The following is a 21673-nucleotide window of genomic DNA, read 5'->3' as shown; positions in this document are numbered from 1 at the left end:
GATGTACTTCATGCAAGAGGCAGGCGAGCCACTGCGGCTAAAATATCAAAAAGCGGGCTATGGCCCGTATGCGGAGAACAATGCCAGCCGTTTTCTCCTGCAACACCCGGACACCCTGTCGCGGTTTGATAAAGTGGCGCAGCTGGTTGAGGGCTTTGAATCGCCCTTTGGTCTGGGGCTGCTATCCACTGTGCACTGGGTCATCAACAAGGAGTCAGCTTCTACTCGGGAACAGGCCATCCGCCAGGTGTATGACTGGAACGATCGCAAACATCAGTTCTCAGAGCGTCAGATTGATTTGGCTGCCCGGGTATTAGAAACGAAGGGATGGACAGAAGCCGTCTAGGGAAGCGCCATTCAACAAAGTCATGTGCTATGTGCCCTGGTGAGCCTAATCTGGATTTGCTTGACCAGTGCTTGACCAATACTTGAGGGAGATCCCCCTGAACAAGTCAGCTTAATGCTGTTCACATATACAGTGTTTTGTTATTCTTCGGCTAACCGTTATGCCAAGTGGCGCGCCGCAAGGAGACACCCATGAGCAACAAACTCATCCGCAACAGCACCGCCGAGTTTTTAATCTTCACCGGCCAGGCTGGTGAGCAAAGCATTGAGGCACGGTATGAAGATGAGTCCATCTGGCTGACACAGAAGCTGATTGCTGAATTGTTTGGCGTTGATGTCCGCACTATCAATGAGCACCTAAGAAACATATTTAAATCCAATGAATTGGATGAGCGTTCAGTTATCCGGAAATTCCGGACAACTGCCGCAGATGGGAAAAACTACAACACCCAACACTACAGCCTCGATGCCATCATCTCTGTCGGCTACCGCGTCAACTCCCTACGAGCCACCCAGTTCCGCCAATGGGCCACTAGGGTGCTGCATGAATTTTCGATCAAGGGCTATGTGATTGACCGTGAGCGCATGGAAAACGGCAGCTTTCTGGGTGAGGATTACTTTGAGCGTTTGCTGGAAGAAATCCGTGAAATCCGGCTTTCGGAGCGGCGCTTCTATCAGAAAATCACCGACATCTATGCCACCAGTTTGGATTACAACGGTGAGGCGCCAACCACTAAGACCTTCTTTGCCAAGGTGCAGAACAAACTGCATTACGCCATCCATGGCCATACCGCGGCCGAACTGGTAAAGCTGCGTGCCGACAGCAGCAAGCCGAATATGGGGCTGACCAGTTGGACCAAGGCGCCTGAGGGCAAGATTCTCAAGACCGATGTGAGTACGGCGAAAAATTATCTGAGCAAGGATGAGCTAGATTCCCTGGGCAGAATCGTGAACGCCTACCTTGAGCTGGCGGAAGACCGCGCCAAGCGTAAAATTCCGATGACGATGGAAGATTGGGCGAAACGCATGGATGCCTTTTTACAGTTTGATGAACGCGATATTCTGCAGGACAACGGCAGCATCAGCGCCGCGTTGGCCCGCCAATACGCCGAAAGTGAATTCGAAAAGTACCGTATCATCCAGGACCGCTTGTTCGAGAGCGACTTCGATAAGCTGATCAAAAACAGCGATAACACGGCAGATAACGACTTAACCGATAAGGATTCAGCTGAATGAGCCCGGCAAGTGCCCCGATTATTTCCAAAGTATGGAGTTTCTGCACCACTCTGCGTGACGACGGCGTTGGCTATGGAGATTATCTGGAACAGCTGACTTACCTGATCTTCCTGAAGATGGCAGATGAGTACGCCAAGCCACCTTACAACCGTGATGTCGGCATTCCGGAACAGTACCGCTGGCATACGCTGAAAACCAAAAAGGGTGCGGAGCTTGAAGTGCTCTACGTGGAGCTGCTACGGGCACTGGGTACCCAAAAGGGAATGCTCGGCCAAATTTTTACCAAGGCGCAGAACAAGATCCAGGACCCAGCCAAACTCTATCGCCTGATTGATATGGTCGACAGCACCCAGTGGGTGGTCATGGGTGCGGACGTCAAGGGCGATATCTACGAGGGTCTGCTGGAAAAAAATGCCGAAGATACCAAGTCGGGTGCTGGCCAATACTTCACCCCGCGCGCTTTGATCCGGGCGATGGTGGACTGTTTACGCCCAGAGCCAAGCAAGACTATCGCCGACCCGGCCTGTGGCACGGGTGGATTTTTTCTTGCAGCATACGATTTTCTGACCGACCCACAGAATTACCAGCTGGACAAGGCGCAGAAGAGCTTTATCAAGCATGACACCTTCTTCGGCAACGAGATTGTCGCCAACACTCGCCGCATGTGCCTGATGAACATGTTCCTGCACAACATTGGAGAGATTGACGGTGATAGCCTGGTGTCGCCTAACGACGCCCTGGTGGCCGCTAGCCCTCGAAGTTTCGACTATGTGCTGGCCAACCCGCCCTTCGGCAAGAAAAGCTCCATGAGCTTTACCAATGAGGAAGGCGAACAGGAAACCGATGACCTGACCTACAACCGCCAGGATTTCTGGGCCACTACTTCGAACAAGCAGCTCAACTTTGTACAGCATATCCGGAGCATGCTGAAAACCACCGGCAAGGCCGCAGTGGTAGTACCGGATAACGTGCTGTTTGAAGGCGGTGCCGGTGAAACCATCCGCAGGAAGCTGCTGGAGAATACTGACCTGCACACCATTTTACGCCTGCCCACCGGAATCTTTTACGCCCAAGGCGTGAAGGCAAACATTCTGTTTTTTGATAACCAGACGGCCAGCCCAAGCCCTTGGACGAAAGAGGTCTGGTTTTACGATTACCGCACCAATGTGCATCACACGCTGAAGAAAAAGCCCCTGCGCTACGAGGATATGGTCGACTTTATCGCCTGTTACAATCCGGCGAACCGGCAGAAACGCGCTGAAACCTGGCATCCAGACACCAACCCTGATGGCCGTTGGCGCAAGTACAGTTACGAGGAACTGGTTGCCCGCGACAAAACCAGCCTGGATGTGTTCTGGCTAAAAGACAAAAGCCTGACCGACCTGGACAACCTGCCAGAGCCGGACGAACTGGCTGAAGAAATCATTGAGAATCTGGAGGCCGGGCTGAATAGTTTTCGGGAGGTTTTGGCAGGGCTGGGAGAGAAGGCTTGATATGAACACAACAACCAAGCCCCCATCCAGGGAAGAAGTTAAAAGCAACGATTGTAACCATCTCACGGTCACAAACCGCCCGGTTTACCCAGCGAACATTACGCCCGCGCCTACCAACACAGCGCCAATGGCGCGGGTGATCCGGCTGTCGGATTTCAGCAACAATGCCCCAAACCCACATCCAGCAAAGGTAAGCGCCAGCGTCGCAACGGAGAACCCAGCAAAGTAAGCCACCAACGTCGCTCCTGCCGGCATCTCAGCCCCATGGGCAAAACCATGAAACACCATAAACGCCGCAACCAGTGAGCCACCCACTGCGGTCGGCAGCTTGGCCATGGTGGCAATCAGAATACCCGCCAGCAGCACCGAGAGTGCAATACCGGTTTCCACGCCGGGCAGGCTCAGGCCACCCCAGGCGATACCGGCACCGAGGATCATGCCGCCGATGACGAACAGCGGTGTGCTGTTTTTCAGGGTGGCGCTCTGGCGCACGCTCCAGAAGCCGATGGCAACCATGGCCAGTAAATGGTCTAGGCCCAGCATGGGGTGTAACAGGCCGCTGGTGAAGCCGGTGCCTGCGTCGTGGCCTGCGTCGTGGCCTGCGTGGGCGGAGGCGGCTGTGGCGGTAACCATCAGGCCGGTGGCCATCAGTAGTCGTGTGAGTTTTGTCATGGTCGTTCTCCTTTGTCTTAAGTTTGTCTCAAGCGATTTCGGCGACTTTGTTCGGGCGTCTTTCGGGCAACATGCCCCTTTCCAAAATAAAGCTGATAATGGTCTCCAGCCCTACCCCGTCGTAAAGGTTGGCAAACACAAACGGCCGTTCGCCCCGCATCATTTTGGAGTCCCGCTCCATCACGCCCAGCGAGGCGTGGACGTATTCGGCGATGTCGATCTTGTTGATGATCAGCAGGTCGGATTTGGTGATGCCGGGGCCGCCTTTGCGGGGAATTTTGTCGCCTGCGGATACGTCGATCACGTACAGGGTGAGGTCAGACAGTTCCGGGCTGAAGGTGGCCGATAGGTTGTCGCCGCCGGATTCCACCATCACCAGTTCCAGGTTGGGGTGTCGGCTTTGCAGGTCGTCGATGGCTGCCAGGTTCATGGAGGCATCTTCCCGGATGGCGGTGTGCGGGCAGCCGCCGGTTTCCACGCCGAGGATGCGGTCGGCCGGCAGGGCGTCGTGCTTCAGCAGGAAGTCGGCGTCCTCTCTTGTGTAGATGTCGTTGGTGACCACGGCGATGTCGTAGTGGTCTTTCAGGGCACTGCACAGCTGGCGCAACAGGGCGGTTTTGCCGGAGCCAACCGGGCCACCCACTCCAACTCTCAAACAATGTTTCATGGCGTGTTCTCCGTTTCTCTTGTAATCAGCGTTTGTTCTTCAGCTTCTGAAAAGCCGTGAATACTGGGTTTCGTGTAAGGCGCTGCCGAGGGCCAGGCCGGGCAGGATCGGGCCAAGTTCCTCGTCGTCCCGCTGAAGAGCTGTCTCTACAGCGGTTACCAATAACGGGCGCATGTGTTCGGTGATGCGTTGGGCGGCGGTATGGCCAAGAGGCAGCGCCTTGCAGGCAGCCGCCAGCTGGTTTTCCAGCCAGGCCCAGGCGAAGCCGAGTAAGGTCTGGCGCTCGGGCACCTTCCGGTGGTGCGCCACCCAGGCGAACATGGTGATGTAACCGGGTTCGTGCGGGATCAGGCTGGCATCCGGCAGCAGGCCCAGGTTGCGCAGCAGGGTTACCAGAGCAGCGCCAAGGCGGGTGTCTTCGTCGCTCAGTTCGGCGGTTTCCCGGGTGGCGTGCAGCCAGTTGTTCCACTGTGCAATCGCCTCCGCATCATCGGCGGCCCAGGCCGTTTGCAAGCGCATCAGCAGGGGCAGTTCGCAACGGCTCAGGCCATCTTCCAGAACGCCCTCCAGCCATTGCTGCAAGTCCGTTTCGCTATCTACCCAACCGAGCTCAAAGGCGCTTTCCAGCCCTTGGGACCAGGCAAAGGCGCCGATGGGCAGCGCCGGGCTCACCAATTGCATCAGGCCCAGCAATGCCAGGTCGTTGGCTGCGCTTAGTTGGCTGTCAGTGGCTGTGAGCATGATCATGGTTGTGCCCATGGTGGTTATCGGGCTGCCCGGCCTTGGAGTAAGCGCCTGGCTCGGGGTCGAACTTGGCGCTGTGGTGCACAAGAGTGGCACCCAGGCGTTCTGCCAGCTCTTCCAGTACATGGTCTGGTGGAAAGCGAATCCAGCCGCCCTGATCGTCCTCGCCAATGGCGAGGGACACGTGGCGATTGCCCAGGTGGTAGCACAGGCGAGCCAGCGGCAGGCCAGCGGCAAGGCGTGCGGTAACCACCGGCTCCTCGGCGGCGCGAATGCGAATAACTTCGCCGGATCGAGCTTGCAGCAGGTCGCCATCACGCAGTACCGGGCCACGATCCAGAAACAGCCCAACGTCCTGGCTGGTTTCTGTGGTGGTTCGCAACCGGCCTCGCATGCGCAGCTCGTAAGGCAGGGTGAGGTTATCGTAGATTTCGGCGGCTTCCGCGTTGGCGATGCGTTTAGTTAGTTCCAACATAAAATTCTCCGGGTTTCGGCTCAGAACAGGTGGTAGCGCTGAGCCAGCGGCAATTCAGAGGCCGGCTCGCAGGTGAGCAGTTCGCCGTCTGCGTACACTTCGTAGGTTTGCGGGTCTACGGTGATGTGCGGGCAGGCGTCGTTCAGTTTCATGTCGGCTTTACGCACCTGCCGCACGTTTTTGCAGGCCGCCAGCGGGCTGTCCAGGCCCAGTGCTTTGCCAACGCCGGCATCTAACGCAGCCTGGCTGACGAACGTCAGGCGCGTGGCGCTGGCCGCTTTGCCGAAAGCGCCAAACATCAGGCGGTAGTGCACGGGCTGGGGCGTGGGGATAGAAGCGTTAGGGTCACCCATGGGCGCGGCTGCAATCATGCCGCCTTTCACGATAAGGGCCGGCTTTACGCCGAAAAACGCTGGGTTCCAAAGCACCAGGTCCGCCAGCTTGCCCACTTCTACCGAGCCCACTTCGTGGCCAATGCCGTGGGTGATGGCGGGGTTGATGGTGTACTTGGCGATGTAGCGTTTGGCGCGGAAGTTGTCGGCGCCCAGGCTTTCGTCTTCCGGCAGCAGGCCGCGCTGAACTTTCATCTTGTGGGCGGTTTGCCAGGTGCGGCACACCACTTCGCCCACCCGGCCCATGGCCTGGGAATCAGAGACGATCATCGAGATAACGCCCATGTCGTGCAGGATGTCTTCCGCGGCGATGGTCTCGCGACGAATGCGTGAATCGGCGAAGGCGACGTCTTCGGGGATATTCGGGTCCAGGTGGTGGCACACCATCAGCATGTCGAGGTGTTCGTCGATGGTGTTCACGGTGTAGGGCCGCGTGGGGTTGGTAGACGACGGCAGCACGTAGGGTTTGGAGCAGGCGGTGATGATGTCCGGCGCGTGGCCGCCTCCGGCACCTTCGGTGTGGTAGGTGTGGATGCAGCGTTCTTTGAACGCGGCCAGGGTATCTTCCACAAACCCGGATTCGTTCAGGGTGTCGGTGTGGATGGCCACCTGTACGTCGTATTTGTCCGCCACCGTCAGGCAGTTGTCGATGCTGGCCGGGGTGGTGCCCCAGTCTTCGTGCAGTTTCAGGCCGATGGCGCCGGCTTTTATTTGCAGTTCCAGGGCTTCGGGCAGGCTGGCGTTGCCTTTGCCCAGAAAGCCGATGTTCATGGGCTGGCTGTCGACGGCCTGGAGCATTTTGCCCATGTGCCAGGCACCGGGTGTGCAGGTGGTGGCGTTGGTGCCGGTGGCCGGGCCGGTGCCGCCGCCGAGCATGGTGGTAATGCCGCTCATGAGGGCTTCTTCAATCTGCTGCGGGCAGATGAAGTGGATGTGGGAGTCGATGCCACCGGCGGTAAGGATTTTGCCTTCGCCGGCGATGATTTCGGTGCCGGGGCCGATAACGATGGTTACATCTGGCTGGGTGTCGGGGTTGCCAGCTTTGCCGATGGCGGCGATGCGGCCGTTCTGGAGGCCAACGTCGGCTTTTACGATGCCCCACCAATCGAGAATCAGGGCGTTGGTGATAACGGTGTCCATCACGGTGTCGTCGGCGCGCTGGCTTTGGCCCATGCCATCGCGGATGACTTTGCCGCCGCCGAATTTTACTTCGTCGCCGTAGTGGGTGTGGTCTTTTTCGACCTCAATCCAGAGTTCGGTATCGCCCAGCCGCACGCGATCACCCACGGTGGGGCCGTACATGTCGGCGTAAGCCTGCCTTGTGATTTTCATTTCTGGCCCTCCCGTTTGCCCACCACGTCGAGTTTGCCCATAACGTCGCCCCGGAAACCGTAGATCTCGCGGTGGCCGGCAAAGGGAATCAGGGTGACCTGCCGCGACTGGCCCGGCTCGAAACGAATGGCCGTGCCAGCGGCTACGTCCAGCCGGTAGCCTTTTACTTTAACCCGATCGAAAATCAGAACGGGATTCGCCTCGGCGAAGTGATAGTGGGAGCCGATCTGAACCGGGCGATCGCCAGTGTTAGCGACGTCGATGGTGATGCGTTCGCGGCCTTCGCAGAGTTCGATGTCGCCGTCTTTGAGCTTGTACTCTCCGGGAATCATGGCGAGGTCCTCATACAATCGGGTTGTGAACGGTGACGAGTTTGGTGCCGTCCGGGAAGGTGGCTTCTACCTGCACTTCCGGGATCATGTTGGCGATGCCGTCCATCACGTCGGCCCGGGTCAGAATCTCTGCTCCGCTGCTCATCAGCTCCGCGACGGATTGGCCGGCTCTGGCGCCTTCCATGATTTCAGCGCTGATCAGGGCGATGGCTTCGGGGTAGTTCAGTTTCAGACCACGGGCTTTGCGGCGTTCGGCCAGCAGACCGGCGGTGAACAGCATCAGTTTGTCTTTGTCTCTGGGCGTCAATTCCATGGTCTGTCACTCCGTTTATCAATCTGCTATTCGCGCAGTTTGCGGGTAAGGGTGTTCGGGTAAGCGTGCTCAGGTCAGCCAGATTCGGGGAACGCTGGCCTGCTGGCCGGTGAGTCTTGGCCTGAGCAGTTCCCAGGCTTGCTGGCATAACGCCCAGGCTTCGTTTCTTTCCTGCCCCAAATAACGCAGCAGCACCACGCCACGGCGACGGGTAACGGCCCAGCGGTGGTTGGCGGGCAGGGTTTCCCTGAGCTCTTCGATGGCGGCGGCTTCGTCTTCCAGCCCAACAACCCACAGGGTGGCCTGCACGGTGGCGCCGCCCTGCCCCCAGTGGCCTTTGAATCGGGGATGTGTGGGGTCCATCAGCTGGCGTTCGAGCCATAACGGGCGACCATCCATCAGCAATCGAAAGCGCTGTTCCAGGTGGCCGGAGACGAACGGCAGCTTGCTGGCCGGGCGGCCGAGGGCGAGGATTTCCCAGCCGATGCATTTGGCACCGGTTTCCAGTTCGATGGTGGTGGTCTGCTCGCCTCGGGAGCCGTCAAACGCGAGGGTTTCCTGGGGCAGGTATTCAAGGATGCCGTTTTTTGCCACCTGCAAACGGGTGTGCTGCCCCCAGGCAACGCCGTGGCTGTCGGCTTTATAGAGCTTGGCAGCCGCCGGCGTGGTTAGCAGCACGTGGGCACCCTCACCGACGCTGGCCTCGATGCGAAGCTCGTCACCGCTGACCAGCCCACCGGGCGGATGCAACAGGTAAACGTGGCAGCAGCCATGTCGCCCTTCCGGGTAGAACGGCCGCTGAACCCTTAACGGGCCATGGTGTTTTCGGCGCACCAGGCGGGAAACAGGCTTCTCCTTGCCTTCGAGTCTTGCTTCATCTCTTGCTTCAAAGCGCAGAGACAAGCTGGCCGCCCAGCGCCGCTCCGAATCGAAGCGGTGGCCAGAATCCTGGCTTGGCTGATGGAAAACCGTCATACCGTCAGGTGCTTCTTGATCAGTTCATCGGTCAGGCCGGCGATTTCGCCTTCGGCCACGCGACGGCCCCGATCCAGAATGGCGAAGCGGTCGGCGTATTTTCGGGCAAACGGCAGCTTTTGCTCGACCAGCAACACGGTAAGGCCGTCTTCCTCAATCAGCTTGCGGATAACCTCACCAATCTGGGCGACGATGTTGGGCTGAATGCCCTCACCCGGCTCATCCAGAATCAGCAGGCGGGGTTCAATCACCAGCGCCCGGCCAATGGTGAGCTGCTGTTGCTGGCCGCCGGAAAGGTCGCCGCCCCGGCGGTGGCGCATTTCTTTCAGCACCGGGAACAATTCGTACACCCGTGCGGGGATTACCTTGCTGCCGTCTTTGCGCACGGCCAGGCCGGTGCGGAGGTTTTCTTCCACGGTCAGCAGCGGGAAGATCTGCCGACCCTGGGGCACGTAACCTATGCCGAGGCGTGCGCGGTCTTCTATTTTCTTTTTGGTGAGCTCCACGCCCTTGGCGAACGCGAGGGAGCCGCTTTTCACGCTTTCCTCGCCCATAATGCATTTCATCAGAGTGGTCTTGCCCACGCCGTTTCGCCCCATCACGCAGGTGCACTGGCCCTGGGGTACGTCCAGCTCCAGATCCCAGAGGGTGTGGCTTTCGCCGTAATACTGGTTGAGCTTGTTGATCTTGAGCATCAGGCTTTCCATTGGCATCAGGCTTCCTCCCCGAGATACACCTTGATCACTTCCGGGTCGTTGGAGACCTGGTCCATGGAGCCTTCCGCCAGCACACTGCCCTGGTGCAGAACGGTGACTTTGCGGGCGATGGAGCGCACAAAACCCATGTCGTGCTCCACCACCACCACCGATTGTTTGCCGGCCAGGCTGGTGAGCAGTTCGGCGGTGCGTTCCATTTCCTGTTCGGTCATGCCGGCGACCGGCTCATCCACCAGCAGCAGGCGCGGCTTCTGCATCAACAGCATGCCGATCTCCAGCCACTGCTTCTGGCCGTGGGAGAGGATGCCGGCCAGGGCTTGGCGCAGCTGCTTGAGGCCGATCATTTCCAGCACTTCATCGATGCGATCCCGGTATTCGGGTTTCATCTGGGCGGTGAGCGTGGGAAACACCCGCTTGTCTGTGGCCATGGCCAGCTCGAGATTTTCAAATACCGTCAGCGCTTCAAATACCGTGGGCTTCTGGAACTTGCGACCAATACCGAGAGAAGCGATGTCTGGCTCGCTCAGGGTGAGCAGGTTGTGACGGCTGCCAAACCACACCGAGCCGGTATCCGGTCGGGTTTTTCCGGTGATTATGTCCATCATGGTGGTTTTGCCTGCACCGTTAGGGCCGATGATGCAGCGCAGTTCGCCGTCGTCGATGGTGAGGTTGAGATTGTTGATGGCCCTGAAGCCGTCAAAACTGACGTTCACGTCTTCCAGGTAAAGAATGGGGCCGTGCCGCACATCCACGGGGGACTGTGCCGGCGCGAGAAATTCAAATACCTTATCCCGATTGGTCAGTTCCTGAAGAAGGCTCATGCGGTAGCCTCCTGTTCTGGAAGGGTGTTACCGGCGTCCTTGGCTTTCTTCGGCTTGAACAGCAGGCCGGCGATGCCTTTGGGCAGAAACACGGTCACCAGAACAAACAACCCGCCGAGCGCAAACAACCAGGCGTCCGGCATGATGCCGGTGAACACTGTTTTGCCATAATTCACCAATATTGCACCAATGACGGCGCCGTATAGCGTAGCGCGGCCACCGAGTGCCACCCAAACCACCACCTCGATGGAGAACAGCGGCGAGAATTCGCTGGGGTTGATGATGCCTACTTGAGGCACATAGAGCGCACCCGCCACACCGGCCAGCATGGCGGAGACCACAAACACAAAGAGCTGCACCCGCTCTACCCGGTAACCGAGGAACCGTGTGCGCGCCTCGGCATCCCGGCAGGCAATACTCACACGGCCGAGCTTGCTGGTAACAATGCCGCGGCAGATCAGGTAGCCAATGGCCAAGGCAATGCCGGTGGCGATGAACAGGCCAAGCCGGGTGGCATCGGTGCGCAGATCAAAGCCGAGGATGTCCTTGAAGTCGGTCAGTCCGTTATTGCCGCCAAAACCCATCTCGTTGCGGAAGAAGGCCAGCATCAGTGCGAAGGTCAGCGCCTGAGTGATGATGGAGAGGTAGACCCCGGTCACCCGTGAGCGAAAGGCCAGGAAGCCAAACACCAGAGCCAGGATGCCTGGCGCCAGCAGCACCATGATGAAGGCAAACCAGGCCATGTCGAAGCCGAGCCAGTACCAGGGCAGCTCCTGCCAGTTCAGGAACACCATGAAGTCCGGCAGCATCGGGTCGCCGTAAATGCCGCGATCACCAATCTGGCGCATCAGGTACATGCCCATGGCGTAGCCACCCAAAGCGAAGAAGGCGCCGTGGCCCAGGCTGAGGATACCGAGGTAGCCCCACACCAGATCCACCGCCACCGCCAGCAGCGCGTAACACAGGTACTTGCCCAGCAGCGTGATGGTGTAGGAGCTTACATACAGGGCGCTGTCCTGCGGCATGAACACATGTAGCACACTGACAATCACCAGGGAGGCGAAGAGCACACCCAGGAAAATTCGAGTGGAACGTTCCTGCAAGGGTCTTGTTAACCACATACCTTAACCCTCCGCCGCACGGCCCTTCTGGGGAAAGAGTCCCCGGGGGCGTTTCTGAATGAACAGGATGATGAAAACCAGCACCATGATTTTGGCGAGTACTGCGCCGACCCAGGGTTCCAGAAGCTGGTTGATAGTGCCCAGCGTCATACCCGCCAGCAGGGTGCCCCAGAGGTTACCCACGCCGCCGAACACCACCACCATGAAGGAGTCGATGATGTAGCTCTGGCCCAGATTGGGGCCAACGTTGGTGATCTGGGAGAGTGCAACACCGGCCAGGCCGGCCACGCCGGAACCAAGAGCGAAGGTGAGGATGTCCACTCTCGTAGCCTTGATACCCATGGAGCGGGCCATGGCCCGGTTCTGGGTGACTGCGCGTACTTCCAGGCCTAGACGAGTCTTGCGCATGATCAGCATCAGGCCCGCGAACACCACCAGCGCAAAGCCGATCACGTACAGGCGGTTAAGTGTTAACGACAGCGCTTCGTTGATCATCACCGAGCCGCTCATCCAGTCCGGCGTTATCACGGTGCGATTGAGCGGTGAAATAACCGTGCGCACAAATTGCTGCAGGATCAGGCTGACACCAAAGGTCGCCAGCAGGGTTTCCAGCGGGCGGCCCTTCAGGTGCTGGATCACAGTGCGCTCTATCGCGATACCCGCCAGTGCCGCCACCAGAAAACCGGCAGGGATGGACAGGATCAGCGCCAGGCCGGGCTGGCCCGGGAGCAATTGCTGCATGCCCCAGGTGGTGTAGGCACCCAGCATCATAAGTTCGCCGTGGGCCATGTTGATGACGCCCATCACGCCGAAGGTGATGGCAAGGCCAATGGCGGCCAGCACCAGTACCGACCCAAGAGACAATCCAAAATACAGGGTCTCGGCGGCACGGTTCAGTGTCAGTTTCTGTTCGATACTGGCCATGGCCTCGGTGGCTGCAGCTACCAGCGCAGCATCGTCGCTGCGCATAGCTTGTTGCAGGGCAGCGCGGGCTTGTGAGTTGAGGCTGCCGGAGAGGGTTGCCACGGCAGCGACATTGCCCTGCTCTTCCACTTTATAGATGGCCAGGGCTTCGGTGAGTGCCGCCTGAACCGACGTACTCTCTTCGGTTTCAATCAGCTCAGGGATGCGCTCAGCCAGAGTGCCGTCCACGCTGCCTTTGAGGGCACGGGCGGCGGATAAACGGTTGTCCTCATCAGGACTCTTCAGATCAATCACCGATAGGATGCTTTCCAGCTCATTACGCAGAGCGTTGTTGACGCGAAGGGTATCGATATCGCGGCGGGACATTTCACCGAGGTTTTCGCCGGTAAGTGCGCTTTCAACGGTCCAGTCCCGGCCCCGGTTTTCCAGCACTATGATGAATTGGCCGCTGGATTCAATGCGGCCCAGCTTGTTGCTGGCGTAGGATTCGAGCCAGCCTCGGGCGCGCTCATCGCCGCTGCCGGCGATCTGGTTGACCACCTCTTTCGTTTCCGCGAATGAGGATTCCGCCAGTGCGGTAAGCAGTTGCTGCGCTTCCGAATCTTCTACCTGTGCCTGCGAAAGGCCGGGACAAAGTATAATGAAGGCGAACAGCAGATGGCTGAGCAGTCGAGAGATGCCCATGGTTGCGTCCTGTCCTGGTGAATAAGCGGTTAAACGAGAAATGCTGTGTTAAAAAAGCGGACGAGGAAAAAGCCCCCGCCCGCAAAACGGTGCTAACCGTTTGAAACGTTACTCAGCAGCGACTTTCGCCTTACCACCGCAGGTGCCGGAAACCACGTTGAAGTTTCCGCAGAACAGCGGCTTGCGCCAGTCACTGATCAGGTCTTTGGAACCCGGCAGGAAGTCAGACCAGGCGTCACCCGCCACGGTAGACGGCGTTTCCCAGACTACGGAAAACTGACCGTTGTCCTGAATCTCGCCAATCAGCACGGGCTTTGTGATGTGGTGGTTCGGCATCATGGTGGCGTAACCACCGGTGAGGTTGGGAACGGATACGCCGATGATGGCGTCTTTCACGGCGTCTACGTCAGCCGTTCCAGCTTTCTTAACCGCTTCAATGTACATATTGAAGCCGATGTAGTGTGCTTCCATGGGGTCGTTGGTGACGGCGTCTTCGTTACCGGAATAGGCAGCCCAGGCATCGATGAAATCGTAGTTGGCGTCACTTTCCACGCTCATGAAGTAGTTCCAGGCCGCCAGATGTCCCACCAGAGGGCCCGTGTCTATGCCAGACAATTCCTGCTCGCCCACGGAGAAGGCGACCACCGGAATGTCGGCGGCGTCGACACCTTGGTTGCCCAGTTCGCGGTAAAACGGAACGTTGGCATCGCCGTTGATGGTTGAAACCACGGCGGTCTTTTTACCGGCGCTTCCAAATGCCTTGATATCGGAAACGATGGCCTGCCAGTTGGAATGACCAAACGGCGTGTAGTTGATCATGATGTCTTCAGCGGCCACGCCCTTATCCTTGAGATAGGTCTCGAGGATCTTGTTGGTGGTGCGCGGGTAAACGTAGTCGGTACCTGCCAGAACCCAGCGCTCAACGCCGATGTCGTTCATCAGGTAGTCAACCGCCGGAATGGCCTGCTGGTTGGGCGCTGCACCGGTGTAGAACACGTTCTCGGAGGATTCCTCACCCTCGTACTGAACCGGGTAAAACAAAAGGCCATTCAGCTCTTCTATCACCGGCAGTACGGATTTACGGGAAACCGAGGTCCAGTTACCGAAGATCACGTCCACTTTTTCTTTAGCCAGCAGCTCACGGGCTTTTTCGGCGAACAGCGGCCAGTTGGAGGCGGGGTCCACAACCACCGGTTCAAGCTGACGACCCAGCACACCGCCGGCTTTGTTCTGCTTTTCGATCAGCATCAGCATGGTGTCTTTCAGGGTGGATTCACTGATCGCCATGGTGCCGGAGAGGGAGTGCAGGATACCGACCTTGATAGGATCTTCAGCGGCAACGGCGTTAAAAGAGATGGAAAGTGCCAGGGCGGAGAGGCTCAGCTTAAGGTGTTTTTTGATGCTCATTTCGTCATCCTTTGCATTCTAGTGGATTGCGCAGTTCGTCAGTAACGCAAACCTCTACTGCATGAGCCGTTCCAGACTCAAAAAACTCCTTTATATTTCAGGCAGTTACTTTCGAAAAGGGAAGCACTGCGCGACTTATGCCGCACAGCATCGGGGCCAAAAACGTGCAACCGAAAGCGGTGCGCTCAGTTATGGTGCAATATGGCTGGAAGGTGTTTTCAGGCTGCGGCCACACACTGAAGCCCCGGCTAAACACCAAACCAATGAACACCGGAGTAAGGCCTTTAACCTTTTGTTCAGCGGCAGCCTTGGCAGAGCGAAGCGGCGAGAAGGCTGCCCGGTGGAGGGCCCACCAGGCCCGGAACGAACTGGAGCTATTTATTGGGCGACAACGGAACGGGGCCTAGATGGAAGTCTTGATAGCCGATATATCAAACGGCTTAGGTGTTCCGCTTGATTCACCCTCAGAAAGGGCTTGCCTAAGCGTGGCAAGACGTACTTGGGCTTGCTGGTCTCGCCGGATGAGATGGCGGATATACTCACTATCATTGCCGAACTGACCGCTTTCAATCTGACCTTTCACCCAACCGTCCTGTTGCTCAGTCAGCGTAATAGTTTTCCGGTGCATGCTCATAGCTGGTGCTCCTAACACAGATAAAGTATGACAATATCATACCATTTACTTGCACCGAATCAATGCACCACTTATTGGCGCCCGACTAGCGTGTCCGGTGGGCAGCCGCCACTTGGCTTACCGTATTCAGTCATGAAGAAGCGATGTCGGTGTGCGGGCAGCCGAAAGCGGGGCTCTCAGTTATGGTGCAGTCTGGCTGGAGGGAAGGAGAGAGGATGCGAGGCGATCAAAGCCGCGCCGCATCCATAGCCTCTTGATAAGGCAACGGCCGGGCAAGCAGAAAGCCTTGGGCCTGGTCGCAGCCGCGCTCGTGCAGCATGGTTAGTTGCTCTTCGGTTTCCACGCCTTCAGCGATAACCTTAAGCCCCAGGCTATGAGCCATGGCGATGATGGTGTTAACGATCGCCTTACTGCCCGGGTCTGTGGTCACTTCTGCGATGAAGGATTTGTCGATTTTGAGCGTGTCTATCGGGAAGCGCTTCAGGTAGCTCAAGCTGGAATAGCCGGTGCCAAAGTCGTCCAGTGAAATATTCACGCCCAAATCGTTCAGCTCCACCATCGTGACAATGGCCGATTCAACGTCGTAAATCAGGGCGCTTTCAGTGATCTCCAGTTCCAGGTCGGCCGGCCTCGCGCAGCACCCATTCGCCGATAGGTATAATTAATCCGGTCTTTTCGGCCAAGGGAATGAAACGATCCGGAGCAATCATGTCCTGCGTGGGATGATGCCAGCGCAGGAGGGCCTCCAGCCCTACAACCTGACGAGTCGCGATGTCGACCTGGTGCTGATAATACAACTGGAGCTGCCCCTGCCCCAGCGCATGTCTCAATGATGTTTCCAGAGCCAGTCCATCATCAGCATCCCCGTCGATTCGCGAAACGAAATGCCGGTAATCATTGCCCCCATGTTCCTTAATGGCGGCCATAGCGCTTCTGGCGCTGTTGATCATTACATCCATGTCCCTGCCGTTGCGCGGGTACTCTGCGATGCCCATGCTGCACGAGACGAACAGCTCCTGGCCGTCGTCCAACACAATCAACGAGTGCAGTTCGCCGGCTATACAGTTAGCGATTTCGGCAGCGTTCGCTGCACTCTGGCCAGGACGCAGCACAATGAATTCGTCGCCCCCCCAGCGGGATACCGTATCGGCCTTGCCCACACATGAGCTGATCCGCTTCGCCACCTGTCGGAGCACGTCATCACCGCCGCTGTGCCCAAGGCTGTTGTTAACCTGTTTGAAGCGGTCGATGTCCATATACACAATGCTGACGATGCCCTGATAGCTGTCGGCCAGGAACATCGCCTGCTGCAGCCGATCCGTCAGCAGCAGGCGATTTGGCAGATCCGTGACACTGTCGAAATGCGTCAGGAACTTCAGCCGCTGGCTCTTATCCAGATTAGCGATTGCAAACGAGATATCGCCGGCAACCTCATGCAGAAGCTTCATTTCGGCCTGATCAAAAGAAAACGGCTCGCGCCGATAGAGTACCAACGCCACTTCCAGGGATTCGTCCTGCGACGTCAATGGGAAAGCCACCAGCGCCCGTATCCCAAGATCGACTAGGCCCCTCAAATCAACGTTGCCATGGTGCTCCGCCAGATCGTTGCGCACGACAACGTGATGGCTGTTCAGGCAATCGCGGATGGTATCCGTCTCGTAGTCGGACAATCGCCGAGCTTCAAGCCGTTTGTCGGCAGCGTGCGCGTGCAGGATCTTGCACTGACCTGACTTCCTGTCGCGCTCCACGACCAGTGCGGCGGGCAGATCACCTTCCTCCACCGTAATTCGCGTCGCCTCCTCGCAAAGCGCGTCACGGGTCTGTGCACGCACGATCAGCGTGTTGATACCGCTTAGTACTTTGTGAATGCGGTTGAGACGCAGAATTTTCAACTCGGCTTCCGCGCGCTCCGTGATGTCCACGATCGCCGCCATGACATAGCGACCATCGGCTGTCTGCACGGGATTCAGAGCGATCTCGGCGCGGAACTCCGTGCCGTCCTCACGCAAGGCGAACAAATCTCGACCTTACCCTATCATCCGCTGCTCTGGGCTGCGCTGGTACTCGCTGCGAAAGCCGGTGTGCCCCTTGCGAAACCGATCAGGCATCAGATGTTCTACCGACCTGCCTACCAACTGACCTGCCGGGCTGAGCCAGCCCGCCAGTACCGGCGTCACAATAATGAACGGCAACAGGCGCCGCAGGGAGCGACCACCAATGTAAGAACTCGCGGCGGAGTACATCAAGCCGTCGCCAGGCCGAACGAAAAGCATGCCTGCACCACAGAGCACGAACAGCACCGCCGTGTGCAGAGCCATGGTGGAAAAAACCGACAGCCTAAACTGCTGCACGCCGAACACATAACCGATCAGCGCCGCGCCGCTAATCATGATCACTGCCAGGGCGAGGATTTGCAGTATCATTGTTGAGCGGTGTAACGGCGTCGCGATGGCCAGCCACGCGGCACCGATCATGGTGAAACACAACGCCGCAGCCCCCGACATCCGCCCGGGCCAGTCCTCTGGAGCCGTCGCCGTGTCCAAAATCACCAAATTATCGATGCCCAGCTGCCAACCTGACCCATATTCGAAAAGCGTGAGACCCGACACCACGAGTATGAACAAAGCCAGAAGCGCCGCAACCGGATCACTGGCCGAAGCCGCAGCAGGCGCCTTACGCTTCAGAATGAAGCCGCAAGCGATGAAGCAAAGTGCCGTGTTGAACTTCATTGACTGGAAAGTGGGCAGTATGCGTTTGCCAGCCTCGATATCGAAGACCCATGACACCAACACAACGGCGCCGATGGCGATGATCACCCAGCCGATATGGCTGGCGATACGTCTGCACATTCCGTGCAAGTCCAGGGCTGCAACTTTGTGAGGGTAGTTTATACCTGACATGGCATACTTCCTTTCCTTACCCGGGATGAATTCGTCAACTCTATCGGTTCACCGGCCTAAGATAGCCAACTTTACAACAAACGCCTAACGGTTAGGGTTTGACACATGAGCTTGATCAGCGATCAAGCAACACCGGCTCCGGTTTCAGAAACGGTGCCGGATCGACCGGGCCGCCTGAGTAAATCCCAAAGTGGAGATGGGGTGGCGTGGTTCTGGCGTTACCGGTGTTGCCCACGTATCCGAGTATCTCGCCTCTTTTAACCGTGGCGCCGGTTTCGATCGCGAATGAATCCAGGTGGGCGTAGTAATATCGGGCACCGTCGAGTCCCAGCATACCGCCCGATAGCCACACGTGGTTGCCGCCAATGCCACTTGTGCCGATTCGGACATTGCCATCGATTACTGCCCTGACCGGCGCTCCCCTTTTAGCAAAGATATCCACGCCGTGATGCTCTCGGGCGCCGCCGTCGCGCGATGCGCCGGACCTGCTACCTATATCGCGCTGCGACGCGTCTACTACGGGAAACGGCAGTGAGCCGCCAACGGCGGTAGCCAACGAATACTTCACGCTGGCAAACAACTCCGGTTGGAGCACAATGCGGTAGTCGCCAGATTGAGACACAACCCGGCTATTGTTTGAGCCATCTGCGTCCAGTTCCGCGACAGTTAACCACCCTTGGCTGTCACTTTTGCGCCCTTCTAGGCTGGCGTATAACTGACTGCCGGAGCTATCCAAACGAGAGAGTTGCCACATCAGCTTTTCTCCCCGCTCAAGCGCCACCTGATAGACATGCGCCTCAACCTGATCACCTGCAAAGGCTTCAGCGGTGCGGTACTGATCGCCAACTTGTAAAGGCTGCTCACTCGCCCGCGCAACCGCGCCGGCCCATTGCTGCCCCAGAGGGCTGTCGACCAGCCCTGCCAATCGCAAACGCCAGATAAAGACATCCCTCGGTGACCAGCCCAACATATCGAACGCGACGTAACGTAATGCATTTTCGCTACTTTCAGCCGCGCTCTGTCGCAGGTCATCGCGAACAGCAAGAAGAACGACCAGCAGAATTAACATGGCAAAAAGTAGCCAAGGTCGAACGAGACGTTTCTTGGATTTCATCGGGGCCGGCCAGGCTTTTTTATGTAAATGTTGATATATACAACCTCTCAACCTTATCCCTGGCCCACTGGGTTTTACGTAAAAACTTCAGTGATGACTTGATTGATGGATCGCTTTTAAAACAGTTTATGTTGACTCTTTGAGCCAACCCATCCCAGCCGTAGTGTTCTTGTAGCCTTGTCACAACGCTCTCAAGCGTAATCCCGTGCAATGGATAATTCGGTTGTTCATTACTCATACTTTTAATACACCACTATAAATTGAGGAATAAATCCGGGAGCGGCCCCTCGGGTTTGTCCGGACATCCGCTTGTCAAAAAATGAGCATCAGTCCAGCGGTAACAGCCCCAAACAGGATGGACAGCCCGATCAATATCTTCCAAGGAAAGGGCGGCGCAGACGGCTCCACAGATAGCTGCTCTTCCAGATAGTTTCTCAGCAATCGAGTATTACGGGTATTAGCCTTGTAGATGGCATCAAAGGCATCTCCCACCACTGGCACCAAGCCACCGACAAAATCGATACCCATGTTGCGCAGGATAAGCAGCTTCACAGCTTTGTTGGCTCCCGCTCGCTGAGCCTCGATCAACACATAGCTCGACAACACCAGGCCGGCGGCGTCGCCCAGCACCGGCACCAGGCCGATAATGGCCTCAGCCCCTATTTGGAACGTAAGCGCCCTTAAACCGACCCACTTGCCCTCAGTCGAACTGCGGCACTTTTTTTGAGACCCGCTCTAGTTTGACGTTCCATGGCAGCAGTGCTTCCAGCTTCTCCAACGTGTCAGCGTCGGCAATGCGCTCCAGAACATGCTGGATATAAACCGACGGTTCCAGTTTGTTCGCTTTAGCGGTTTCGACTAGGGAATAACACGTGGCACTGGCACGGGCGCCCTGGGAGGTATCTGCAAAAAGCCATGCTTTTCGGCCAACTGCAAATGGACGGATGGCGTTTTCGGCCAGCACGTTGCTGATCTGTAGGTCGCCCCGTTCGCAGTAACCCACCAAGGTGGGCCACTGGTTCAACGTATAATCCATCGCGGTTCGTGTCAGGGTGCCCTTTGCGACTTTGCCAGCGTTGGCCTCCAGCCAGGTCTTCAGTGTTTTCAGTCTGGGTACACTCAGTTCCTGACGAATGCCGTAACGCTCGGCCACACTCAACGCTTTGATCTTGCGTTCGATGGCGTAAAGTTTGTTGATGTGACTCAGGGCCACATCGGCTTTGGACACGTTCGTGGGTTTGCCTTTACCTTGAGGCTTGGCCGCTTTGGTGGCCTCCACGAACTTACGTCGGGCGTGATCCCAACAGCCGATCCGGGTGATGCCGTTATTCCGACATACCTTGCCGTAACCCGAATAGCCATCGGCTTGCAGAATGCCCTTAAAGTCGTCAAGCAGACGTACCGGTACCCTGCCCGCCCGTGAGGGATCGTATTCAAACAGAACCGACGGTTGCCCTGGCGGGCCACCGCGGGTCAGCCACATCCACTTATCAGACTGCGCCGTTTTACCGTCCTCTTTCAGAACGTTCATTCGAGATTCGTCGGCTTGCAAGTAATCACTGCTGTTCTGCACTTCGCGCATCAGATTGATGAGCGGTTTGAACACGTCATCCAGGCGGATAACCCAGTGTGCCATGCTGGTGCGGCTGATCTCATGCCCCAGGCGCTTGAGCATGTGCTCCAAACGATACAGAGGCAGGCCATCGGCGTATTTCGAGGTGATGATGTACGCCAGCAGCGAGGTAGTGGCTGTGCACTTACCTAAAGGGTGGACGGGGCGGATGGCTGCAAGGATGCGCTCTTCGCCATCCTGTTCGAACACGGCTTTTTCCTGCCAGTATTCCAAAACCTTCAGCTGAGCGGGGATGAACTGAAGCTCTTCTTTGACCTTGGTGAAGAAGGTCTTACTGGCGCCGACTTTTTCTTCGTCGCTGAGGGTCAGCTCGATGCGCTCGCGCAGCAGTGTCTCCGAGAATCCACGCTGCCGACGTTTACGGGAAGCCGGTGGTGCCTCTTCTTCTTTGACATCGTCTGGTAACTGATCGCGCAGGGCATCAATCTCAACTTCCAGCTCGGCTTCGTCAAACAGATGAATCTGGTGTGCGGACTTCTCACTGCTGGCGCCGAACTGCTGAATCCGTTTCCAGCGCAGCAGTTCTTCAAGAATCTGGATATAGTGATCGCGTTGTTTGACCTCTTGATTGCGCTGTTGGATTTCAGCGCTCTTGGCGGCCAGTTCCTGCTGAAGACCTTCGACAGCCGACAGTAATTCAGCAGCTGAAAGGCCGCTGACATCGGGTGTTTTTGAAGGTGCTTCAGGCTTTAATCTCATGAACAAAGTATAGCAAAAACAACGCCCTAAAGCACGAAAAAAGA

Annotated in this window: 21 protein-coding genes and 2 pseudogenes; 3 read left to right on the top strand and 20 right to left on the bottom strand. The window is 57.4% G+C overall.

The annotated features are described in order from the left end of the window. Position 1: 1 nt before the first annotated feature. The 3 genes from CPH80_RS22755 to CPH80_RS19405 all read left to right on the top strand — a co-directional run bounded on the left by CPH80_RS22755 (position 2) and on the right by CPH80_RS19405 (position 3074). Positions 2–346, top strand: a complete 345-nt coding sequence (locus CPH80_RS22755) for a hypothetical protein (RefSeq protein WP_227520262.1) — start codon at positions 2–4, stop codon at positions 344–346. Between the two features lie 191 nt (positions 347–537). Next, complete coding sequence (locus tag CPH80_RS19410) at positions 538–1581, top strand: virulence RhuM family protein (protein WP_096280485.1); 1044 nt, start codon at positions 538–540, stop codon at positions 1579–1581. Then, positions 1578–3074, top strand: a complete 1497-nt coding sequence (locus CPH80_RS19405; protein ID WP_096280482.1) for a type I restriction-modification system subunit M — start codon at positions 1578–1580, stop codon at positions 3072–3074. The genes CPH80_RS19410 and CPH80_RS19405 overlap by 4 nt, the downstream gene beginning before the upstream one ends. Positions 3075–3158: 84 nt before the next feature. Here CPH80_RS19405 and CPH80_RS19400 read toward each other — a convergent pair whose 3' ends face one another. The 20 genes and pseudogenes from CPH80_RS19400 to tnpC all read right to left on the bottom strand — a co-directional run bounded on the left by CPH80_RS19400 (position 3159) and on the right by tnpC (position 21635). Beyond that, complete coding sequence (locus tag CPH80_RS19400; protein ID WP_096280479.1) at positions 3159–3746, bottom strand: HupE/UreJ family protein; 588 nt, start codon at positions 3744–3746, stop codon at positions 3159–3161. Positions 3747–3774: 28 nt separating this feature from the next. Further along, the gene (gene ureG, locus CPH80_RS19395) at positions 3775–4413 is read right to left on the bottom strand and encodes an urease accessory protein UreG (protein WP_096280476.1); all 639 of its coding nucleotides are present in this window, start codon (positions 4411–4413) and stop codon (positions 3775–3777) included. A gap of 39 nt (positions 4414–4452) precedes the next feature. Then, entirely contained in the window at positions 4453–5160 is a 708-nt protein-coding gene (locus CPH80_RS19390; RefSeq protein WP_096281809.1) for an urease accessory protein UreF, read from the bottom strand. Further along, the gene (ureE, locus tag CPH80_RS19385) at positions 5138–5632 is read right to left on the bottom strand and encodes an urease accessory protein UreE (protein ID WP_096280473.1); all 495 of its coding nucleotides are present in this window, start codon (positions 5630–5632) and stop codon (positions 5138–5140) included. Before ureE ends, CPH80_RS19390 begins: the two co-directional genes overlap by 23 nt. 20 nt (positions 5633–5652) lie before the next feature. Next, the gene (gene ureC / locus CPH80_RS19380; RefSeq protein ID WP_096280470.1) at positions 5653–7356 is read right to left on the bottom strand and encodes an urease subunit alpha; all 1704 of its coding nucleotides are present in this window, start codon (positions 7354–7356) and stop codon (positions 5653–5655) included. Continuing rightward, positions 7353–7688 carry an urease subunit beta gene (locus CPH80_RS19375; RefSeq protein ID WP_096280468.1) on the bottom strand — a complete coding sequence of 112 codons (336 nt, stop codon included), beginning with the start codon at positions 7686–7688 and terminating at the stop codon, positions 7353–7355. The genes ureC and CPH80_RS19375 overlap by 4 nt, the downstream gene beginning before the upstream one ends. A 10-nt stretch (positions 7689–7698) precedes the next feature. Then, positions 7699–8001 (bottom strand): urease subunit gamma, encoded by a 303-nt coding sequence (gene ureA, locus CPH80_RS19370; RefSeq protein WP_096280465.1) that lies wholly within the window; start codon positions 7999–8001, stop codon positions 7699–7701. Positions 8002–8070: 69 nt separating this feature from the next. Continuing rightward, positions 8071–8976 carry an urease accessory protein UreD gene (locus tag CPH80_RS19365; RefSeq protein ID WP_096280462.1) on the bottom strand — a complete coding sequence of 302 codons (906 nt, stop codon included), beginning with the start codon at positions 8974–8976 and terminating at the stop codon, positions 8071–8073. Further along, complete coding sequence (urtE, locus tag CPH80_RS19360) at positions 8973–9671, bottom strand: urea ABC transporter ATP-binding subunit UrtE (RefSeq protein WP_096281807.1); 699 nt, start codon at positions 9669–9671, stop codon at positions 8973–8975. Before urtE ends, CPH80_RS19365 begins: the two co-directional genes overlap by 4 nt. 17 nt (positions 9672–9688) lie before the next feature. Then, positions 9689–10513 carry an urea ABC transporter ATP-binding protein UrtD gene (urtD, locus tag CPH80_RS19355; protein ID WP_096280459.1) on the bottom strand — a complete coding sequence of 275 codons (825 nt, stop codon included), beginning with the start codon at positions 10511–10513 and terminating at the stop codon, positions 9689–9691. After that, a complete protein-coding gene (gene urtC, locus CPH80_RS19350; RefSeq protein WP_096280456.1) occupies positions 10510–11634 on the bottom strand; it encodes an urea ABC transporter permease subunit UrtC in 1125 nt (374 codons plus the stop codon). Before urtC ends, urtD begins: the two co-directional genes overlap by 4 nt. A 3-nt stretch (positions 11635–11637) precedes the next feature. Next, positions 11638–13242, bottom strand: coding sequence for an urea ABC transporter permease subunit UrtB (gene urtB / locus CPH80_RS19345; protein WP_096280453.1), 1605 nt, complete (start codon positions 13240–13242; stop codon positions 11638–11640). Positions 13243–13350: 108 nt separating this feature from the next. Beyond that, positions 13351–14649, bottom strand: a complete 1299-nt coding sequence (gene urtA, locus CPH80_RS19340; protein WP_096280450.1) for an urea ABC transporter substrate-binding protein — start codon at positions 14647–14649, stop codon at positions 13351–13353. 403 nt (positions 14650–15052) lie between these two features. Further along, positions 15053–15283 (bottom strand): type II toxin-antitoxin system ParD family antitoxin, encoded by a 231-nt coding sequence (locus tag CPH80_RS19330; protein WP_096280444.1) that lies wholly within the window; start codon positions 15281–15283, stop codon positions 15053–15055. A gap of 226 nt (positions 15284–15509) precedes the next feature. Then, positions 15510–17244, bottom strand: a pseudogene (locus tag CPH80_RS22745) (putative bifunctional diguanylate cyclase/phosphodiesterase). Between the two features lie 66 nt (positions 17245–17310). After that, positions 17311–18183: a hypothetical protein gene (locus CPH80_RS22740; protein WP_227520260.1), complete on the bottom strand. Its 873-nt coding sequence runs from the start codon at positions 18181–18183 to the stop codon at positions 17311–17313. Positions 18184–18298: 115 nt separating this feature from the next. Beyond that, a complete protein-coding gene (locus tag CPH80_RS19320; protein ID WP_096280441.1) occupies positions 18299–19297 on the bottom strand; it encodes a M23 family metallopeptidase in 999 nt (332 codons plus the stop codon). Between the two features lie 19 nt (positions 19298–19316). Continuing rightward, on the bottom strand, positions 19317–19535 hold the full coding sequence (locus CPH80_RS19315) for a VF530 family DNA-binding protein (protein WP_096280439.1): 219 nt from the start codon (positions 19533–19535) through the stop codon (positions 19317–19319). Between the two features lie 74 nt (positions 19536–19609). Continuing rightward, positions 19610–19978 (bottom strand): annotated as a pseudogene (locus tag CPH80_RS19310) (DUF4112 domain-containing protein); the annotation flags it as partial. A 19-nt stretch (positions 19979–19997) separates the two neighbouring features. Then, positions 19998–21635, bottom strand: coding sequence for an IS66 family transposase (gene tnpC / locus CPH80_RS19305; RefSeq protein ID WP_413772245.1), 1638 nt, complete (start codon positions 21633–21635; stop codon positions 19998–20000). Positions 21636–21673 lie beyond the last annotated feature (38 nt).

Source organism: Marinobacter sp. LV10R510-11A (assembly GCF_900215155.1).
Classification (GTDB): domain Bacteria; phylum Pseudomonadota; class Gammaproteobacteria; order Pseudomonadales; family Oleiphilaceae; genus Marinobacter.
The sequence above is the reverse complement of the archived record's forward strand: the minus strand, read 5'-3'. Positions and strand labels throughout refer to the sequence as shown.

Coding starts and splice junctions, on each gene's coding strand:
- CPH80_RS19375 (WP_096280468.1), bottom strand. CDS start 7,688: ATGATTCCCGGAGAGTACAAGCTCAAAGACGGCGACATCGAACTCTGC.
- CPH80_RS19315 (WP_096280439.1), bottom strand. CDS start 19,535: ATGAGTAATGAACAACCGAATTATCCATTGCACGGGATTACGCTTGAG.
- CPH80_RS22755 (WP_227520262.1), top strand. CDS start 2: ATGTACTTCATGCAAGAGGCAGGCGAGCCACTGCGGCTAAAATATCAA.
- urtB (WP_096280453.1), bottom strand. CDS start 13,242: ATGGGCATCTCTCGACTGCTCAGCCATCTGCTGTTCGCCTTCATTATA.
- CPH80_RS19400 (WP_096280479.1), bottom strand. CDS start 3,746: ATGACAAAACTCACACGACTACTGATGGCCACCGGCCTGATGGTTACC.
- urtC (WP_096280456.1), bottom strand. CDS start 11,634: ATGTGGTTAACAAGACCCTTGCAGGAACGTTCCACTCGAATTTTCCTG.
- urtD (WP_096280459.1), bottom strand. CDS start 10,513: ATGAGCCTTCTTCAGGAACTGACCAATCGGGATAAGGTATTTGAATTT.
- CPH80_RS19390 (WP_096281809.1), bottom strand. CDS start 5,160: ATGATCATGCTCACAGCCACTGACAGCCAACTAAGCGCAGCCAACGAC.
- CPH80_RS19330 (WP_096280444.1), bottom strand. CDS start 15,283: ATGAGCATGCACCGGAAAACTATTACGCTGACTGAGCAACAGGACGGT.
- ureC (WP_096280470.1), bottom strand. CDS start 7,356: ATGAAAATCACAAGGCAGGCTTACGCCGACATGTACGGCCCCACCGTG.
- CPH80_RS19405 (WP_096280482.1), top strand. CDS start 1,578: ATGAGCCCGGCAAGTGCCCCGATTATTTCCAAAGTATGGAGTTTCTGC.
- CPH80_RS22740 (WP_227520260.1), bottom strand. CDS start 18,183: ATGTCAGGTATAAACTACCCTCACAAAGTTGCAGCCCTGGACTTGCAC.
- CPH80_RS19365 (WP_096280462.1), bottom strand. CDS start 8,976: ATGACGGTTTTCCATCAGCCAAGCCAGGATTCTGGCCACCGCTTCGAT.
- CPH80_RS19320 (WP_096280441.1), bottom strand. CDS start 19,297: ATGAAATCCAAGAAACGTCTCGTTCGACCTTGGCTACTTTTTGCCATG.
- ureE (WP_096280473.1), bottom strand. CDS start 5,632: ATGTTGGAACTAACTAAACGCATCGCCAACGCGGAAGCCGCCGAAATC.
- ureA (WP_096280465.1), bottom strand. CDS start 8,001: ATGGAATTGACGCCCAGAGACAAAGACAAACTGATGCTGTTCACCGCC.
- ureG (WP_096280476.1), bottom strand. CDS start 4,413: ATGAAACATTGTTTGAGAGTTGGAGTGGGTGGCCCGGTTGGCTCCGGC.
- CPH80_RS19410 (WP_096280485.1), top strand. CDS start 538: ATGAGCAACAAACTCATCCGCAACAGCACCGCCGAGTTTTTAATCTTC.
- urtE (WP_096281807.1), bottom strand. CDS start 9,671: ATGCTCAAGATCAACAAGCTCAACCAGTATTACGGCGAAAGCCACACC.
- urtA (WP_096280450.1), bottom strand. CDS start 14,649: ATGAGCATCAAAAAACACCTTAAGCTGAGCCTCTCCGCCCTGGCACTT.